The organism is Halomonas sp. 707B3, from assembly GCF_024158645.1.
In the GTDB taxonomy this organism is placed as follows: Bacteria; Pseudomonadota; Gammaproteobacteria; order Pseudomonadales; family Halomonadaceae; genus Vreelandella; species Vreelandella lionensis.
This window is the reverse complement of record NZ_JAMZBE010000213.1, coordinates 1-4,516: the sequence shown is the minus strand read 5'-3', so window position 1 is coordinate 4,516 and position 4,516 is coordinate 1. Positions and strand designations below refer to the sequence as shown.

Below are 4,516 nucleotides of genomic sequence, written 5' to 3'. Positions count from 1 at the left end.
TAGAGATCGCCGCCATGACGGGGGCCTATTTGGCCGCTGCCGCCCATCGGCTACCCGCCATTGTGGATGGTTTTATTGCTACCGTCGCCGCACTAACGGCCTGCCGGCTGTGCCCAGCGGTGCGAGGCTATCTCATTTTTGGCCATCGTTCTGAAGAGCCGGGCCACGCCACCGCGCTAGAAGCGCTTCAGGCCGAGCCGTTGCTGGCGCTGGGTATGCGTTTGGGTGAAGGCAGTGGGGCGGCGCTGGCGTTCCCGCTGGTGCAGGCGGCGGCCGCCATGCTGAAGGAGATGGCCACCTTTACTCAGGCCGGTGTTAGCAGTCACACCGCATGAGTTTTATTACTGATGGGATGCCTGCCGCAGTTATCCTCGTCGCCGTTGCCATTCTCATTGATCTGCTAGTGGGCGACCCGCGCTGGTTGCCACATCCTGTGGTGATCATTGGGGGGATGATTAGCAGCTATGAGCGGCTATGGAATCGGGGCACGGCGCGGCAGCGCAAGCTAAGCGGTGCTTTCCTAACCGTGACGGTAGTGGGGGGCGTGTGGTTGTTTAGCTGGCTGTTTCTCTTAGTGCTTGCCAGGCTTCACCCTGGGTTGGCGTTGATAGCCGAGCTGTGGCTGCTTTCTACGACGCTTGCGATAAAAGGTTTGGGCGATGCGGCCCGTGCGGTGTCAGCACCGCTTAGCAAAGGCGATTTGCCCGCTGCACGCCAAGCGCTGGCAATGATTGTAGGACGCGATACGCAACGCGTAGAGGAAGCAGGCATCACCCGTGGCGCAGTGGAAACCGTGGCTGAAAATACCGTAGATGGCATCACGGCACCGCTGTTTTTTGCGCTTATTGGCGGGGCACCGTTAGCGCTAGCGTACAAGGCGGTGAATACCCTGGATTCGATGGTGGGCTACCGTAACGAACGCTTTAACGACTTTGGCTACGCATCGGCAAAACTGGATGATGTGGCTAATTGGCTGCCCGCACGGCTGACGGCGCTCTGTTTATGGCTAGCGGGCAGCGGCTTGATAGGGCGAGGTGTCACCGTATCACGCTGGCGAGGCGCGCTGGCCGCCACCTGCCGGGAAGCGCCGCGCCACCCCAGCCCCAACGCCGGTTGGCCGGAAGCGATGGTGGCGAATTTGCTGGGCGTACAGTTAGGCGGCACTAATTTTTATCAGGGTGTGGCCTCCCATCGGGCGACCTTGGGGAGCGGGCAAATGCCGCTCAACGTGGCGCATATTTGCATGACGCTGCGGCTGATGCACGGCGGGTGGCTGCTGTTCTTCACCTTAGCCGCGTTGACTCTCTGGGGGCGGATATGACTTCCACTCCCTGGCCAAACCATGGCGGCGACGCAGCGGCGCTATTGAAGCGCTTTGGGCTGCCTGCGGATCACCCGTTCGAGGATGTGAGTGCTAACCTCAACCCGCTGGGGCCGCCGCCCTGGGTGACGGATTGGTTGGCTGATCATATTAGGGGGTTAAGCCGCTACCCAGAGCCCAGCTACCACGCCGCACGACAAGCCATTGCCGAGCACGAGGGCGTGGCGCCAGAGCAAGTGCTGCTCACCAACGGCGGGGCGGAAGCTATTTTTCTTGCTGCTGCCCACCACGCTGGCCAGTGCGCACTGATTGTGACACCAACCTTTGGCGAATACGCCAGAGCCTGTGCAGCGCATCGTCTTACTGTGACGGAATATGTGCTTGAGGCACCGCGGTTTGAGGTGCAACCGGCGGCGTTAAACGTGCGGGCTGCTAAAGCAGATGTGGTGTTTCTATGCCGCCCCAACAATCCCACCGGCACGCTGATCTCCGCTGTGGAGATTGAGCGTTTGCTCTCGTGCATGCCTACCACGGCAACGCTGGTGGTGGATGAAGCCTTTATTGATTTAGCCATAGACGCTGAGCCGCTCACGCCGCTGCTAGCCCGCTATCCGCAGCTTATGCTGCTGCGCTCCATGACCAAGTTTTACACCCTGCCCGGGCTGCGCCTGGGTTATGTGTTGGCCAGTGCCGAGCACATTGCCGCCCTGGCACGCCATCAGCCGCCCTGGAGCGTCAATCACCTCGCCGCCGAGCTAGTGGCACCGCTGCTGGCCGATGTGGTATTTGCTCAGCGTACCCGGCAGTGGCTTGCCAGTGAGCAGCCGCGCATGGGGCAAGCGCTGGCCGCCATGGGGCTTGAAGTGGTGTCTAGCCACAGCTGCTTTTTTCTCGTGCGCCCTGGAGCTGAGCTGTGCCAGCGCGGTATTTCCAGCGTGCTGCTGCTTGAACGCTTGCTTTATACCGGTATGCTGGCGCGGCATACCTATAGCTTTTCAGGGCTAAACGGTGGTTGGCTGCGGCTGGCTGTGCGCGATAGTTCGGCAAATGATCGATTGTTAAAGGTGTTACATGATTGTGTTTGTTAGTGGGGGCGCGCGCTCCGGTAAGAGTCACGTCGCTGAACAGTGCGTCCTGCAAGCCGCCAACGGTAAGCCCTGTTTCTATGTGGCCACCGCCAGTGTCTATGATGATGAAATGGCTGAGCGGGTAGCGCATCACAAAGCGGAACGGTCCACCTCCAGCTCGGTGTCTTCTTGGGTAACGCTGGAAGCACCTTTGGCAATTGATCAAGCGGTGTCCCAAGTGCCGGACGGTCACGCTGCCCTGTTAGATTGCCTTACTCTGTGGGGTAGTCAGGTCATGTTTCATGAGGAAGACGACGAGAGCGAGCCGCTTTCCACTACCGAAGGCTTTTCTCTTTTAGTGCGCTGCCTACAAGATGCCCGAGCGCGGAATATTACTTTAGTGATTGTCTCCAATGATCTTAACGAAGCGCCGCTGCCGAACGGGTCCGAAACGCTGCGCTACGTGGAGTTTTTGCAAATGCTTCACCGTTGGTTGGCCACCGAGGCAGATAGCGTCATTGAGGTCGTCGCGGGCCAGCCCATCGAGTGGAAGGCGGTCGCAAATTTGTGAACAACGTCATGTATGGCGGGCTGCTCGCCCTACAATTTCTCACTCGCTTACCCATTCCGGTGGCCTGCCCCTGGACACCCGATACCCGACGCTGGGCTATTCGCGCCTACCCGCTAGTGGGCCTGCTGGTGGGTGGCGTGCTAGCACTGGCCGCGCTGCTAATAGGGCAGCTGCATACACCTACGCCGATCACCGCGCTGCTGTTGCTTAGCGTGTGGGTGGCGTTAACCGGCGGCTTGCACTTGGATGGCGTGATGGACCTGGCCGATGCGCTGGGCAGCAACCAGCCGCTGGAACGGCGCTGGGAGATCATGAAAGACCCACAAATCGGCAGCTTCGGTATGCTGGCGCTGCTGTTTTTGCTGGCCTGGAAGGGCGTGCTGCTCTGGGCGCTGCTGCAGTATCACGCGCCGCTGTGGTGGCTGGTGATCGTGCCTGCGCTAGGGCGCTGGGCAGGTGTGGCGCTACTCATACTCACCCCGTGTGCCCAACCACGCGGCCTGGCTTGGAGCTGGCAGCAGTCGCTTAGTCGTCGTAATGTTGGGCTAGCGCTGGTGCCGCTTCTACCGCTGGCGTTGGCATGGCCCACGATGGCGCTATGGCTGGTCGCAGTCGCGTGTTGGTTAGCGCTGACGCGTGCGGCACTGCTGCGTCTATTTAACGGCATTAACGGCGATATGGTCGGTGCCACCATTGAAGGAGGAGAGCTTTGGCTACTGGTCTTAATGTGGAGTTGGTGGCAGTTCGTCACGGTATCACCGCCTGGAATTTAGAGCGCCGTTACCAGGGCCAGCGGGATATTCCGCTGCTGTTTCCCGATGCGGAGGAGGGGCTGCTAACGCTTCGGAAAGCCCTGATGGATGAACGCTTTGACGCGATTTATGCCAGTGACCTTGGCCGCTGCCAGCAAACGCTGGCGTGGTCACAAGCAGCAAAACCGGGTATACCCATCTATGCCGAACCGCGCCTACGAGAGCTTGATTTTGGCGAGTACGAAGGCAAGGTTTACGATGAATTAAAAGAATTGCCGCACTATCGCGCCTGGATTGATAGCGCCGGAGAGCTGCAAATTCCCGGTGGAGAGTCTTCTGGCCAGCTGCGCGAACGTCTAGATGCTTGGCTCGACGATGTCGCGGCACACACTCAGCAGTATGGCTATCAAAAAGTGTTAGTGGTGACCCACGGCGGTGTGATTCGTGAGCTACGCCGCCGTTTTGAAACCCTCGATTTTTGGGAGAGGATTGTGCATCAGGCCCAAGGACGGCGCTGGCAGCTCGCGTATCAGGCAGGTGAGGATGGAAAAGGAGAATGGCAATGCAACTATTCATCGGCGGTGCCAGTGCAGGTAAGCGCGATGCTGTAAAACAACGCTTTCCCGGTGCGGTATGGTGGCGCTTAGCCCCTGGCCAGCGCCTTCACGAGGTCGCCCACGTCATGCTGCCGAATACGCCGCTGGTGCTCCACGGCTTGTTTGAGTGGCTCACCGCCGCGCTGGATTCTGACTTCAGCAGCGACGAGTGGCGAGCCCAGTGGCGGGAAGATTTACAGCGCCTAAAC

Annotated in this window: 6 protein-coding genes and 1 pseudogene; all 7 read left to right on the top strand. The window is 59.7% G+C overall.

Annotated features, from left to right (window positions below; translation table 11 throughout):
* Nucleotides 1-335, top strand: a 335-nt coding sequence (locus BIS10_RS17570) for a nicotinate-nucleotide--dimethylbenzimidazole phosphoribosyltransferase (RefSeq protein ID WP_253507253.1), incomplete at its 5' end; no start/stop codon positions are given.
* Nucleotides 332-1,321 (top strand): adenosylcobinamide-phosphate synthase CbiB, encoded by a 990-nt coding sequence (gene cbiB, locus BIS10_RS17565; RefSeq protein WP_253507251.1) that lies wholly within the window; start codon nucleotides 332-334, stop codon nucleotides 1,319-1,321. The genes BIS10_RS17570 and cbiB, both read left to right, overlap by 4 nt.
* A complete protein-coding gene (cobD, locus tag BIS10_RS17560; RefSeq protein WP_253507248.1) occupies nucleotides 1,318-2,409 on the top strand; it encodes a threonine-phosphate decarboxylase CobD in 1,092 nt (363 codons plus the stop codon). Before cbiB ends, cobD begins: the two co-directional genes overlap by 4 nt.
* Nucleotides 2,393-2,959, top strand: a complete 567-nt coding sequence (locus BIS10_RS17555) for a bifunctional adenosylcobinamide kinase/adenosylcobinamide-phosphate guanylyltransferase (protein ID WP_253507245.1) — start codon at nucleotides 2,393-2,395, stop codon at nucleotides 2,957-2,959. Before cobD ends, BIS10_RS17555 begins: the two co-directional genes overlap by 17 nt.
* Before the next feature lie 8 nt (nucleotides 2,960-2,967).
* Nucleotides 2,968-3,732: an adenosylcobinamide-GDP ribazoletransferase gene (gene cobS, locus BIS10_RS17550; RefSeq protein ID WP_301282093.1), complete on the top strand. Its 765-nt coding sequence runs from the start codon at nucleotides 2,968-2,970 to the stop codon at nucleotides 3,730-3,732.
* Complete coding sequence (locus BIS10_RS17545; protein WP_253507255.1) at nucleotides 3,687-4,322, top strand: histidine phosphatase family protein; 636 nt, start codon at nucleotides 3,687-3,689, stop codon at nucleotides 4,320-4,322. The genes cobS and BIS10_RS17545 overlap by 46 nt, the downstream gene beginning before the upstream one ends.
* Nucleotides 4,274-4,516: pseudogene (locus BIS10_RS17540) on the top strand (adenosylcobinamide kinase); the annotation flags it as partial. The gene BIS10_RS17545 and the pseudogene BIS10_RS17540, both read left to right, overlap by 49 nt.

Bases quoted from the DNA above. Each gene is read 5' to 3' on its own strand.
- cobD (WP_253507248.1), top strand. From the start codon at position 1,318: ATGACTTCCACTCCCTGGCCAAACCATGGCGGCGACGCAGCGGCGCTA.
- cobS (WP_301282093.1), top strand. From the start codon at position 2,968: ATGTATGGCGGGCTGCTCGCCCTACAATTTCTCACTCGCTTACCCATT.
- cbiB (WP_253507251.1), top strand. From the start codon at position 332: ATGAGTTTTATTACTGATGGGATGCCTGCCGCAGTTATCCTCGTCGCC.
- BIS10_RS17555 (WP_253507245.1), top strand. From the start codon at position 2,393: ATGATTGTGTTTGTTAGTGGGGGCGCGCGCTCCGGTAAGAGTCACGTC.